Below are 551 nucleotides of genomic sequence, written 5' to 3'. Positions count from 1 at the left end.
ACACGTAAACTATAAATATAGTCATCATGTGTTCTAGGAATTAATTTAGAAAGTCCTGTTGTCCCTCCTGATAATTGGAGAAATGCAACATCACTTGGCTGAACTTCTGGTAATGAGACGGGATCCATATACAGATCATTTATGTTCACAAACTCTTCTTCTTCTCCCACTACAATTACATGTTGTAAAGTTGGCACTTTCTCTTTCACTTCTCTTGCTAGTTTTCGATAATCAAAGCCGAGAACCTTATCTGAAATAACGTAAGCACTCGCCTCACCAAACTCACAAAAATAACTAATTTCACTACTACGATGTGAAGGTAATGCAAAAACAGGAAGTGCTCCAATTCGAAATAGCGCAAAACATACTTCAAAAAACTCGATAATGTTAGGTAACTGGATTACAACTCGATCCTCTTTCTTTATTCCTAAATTCAGTAAGCCTGAAGCTAAGCGATCTACCTTTTTATCAAGATCACTATACGTTATATGCGTATTACCGCTTACAACTGCAATCTGATTTCCATGTTTTTCAGCACGCTCTCTTAACAC

1 protein-coding gene is annotated in these 551 nt (G+C 36.7%); it reads right to left on the bottom strand.

What is annotated here, in order from left to right; translation table 11 throughout:
• A partial coding sequence (locus tag JDS95_RS30460) for an AMP-binding protein (RefSeq protein ID WP_199691048.1) occupies positions 1-551 on the bottom strand: 551 nt, incomplete at both ends.

The organism is Bacillus cereus group sp. N24 (assembly GCF_016483345.1).
In the GTDB taxonomy this organism is placed as follows: Bacteria; Bacillota; Bacilli; order Bacillales; family Bacillaceae_G; genus Bacillus_A; species Bacillus_A toyonensis.
Note: the sequence above shows the minus strand (reverse complement) of the source record. Positions and strands in the feature narration are given on the sequence as shown.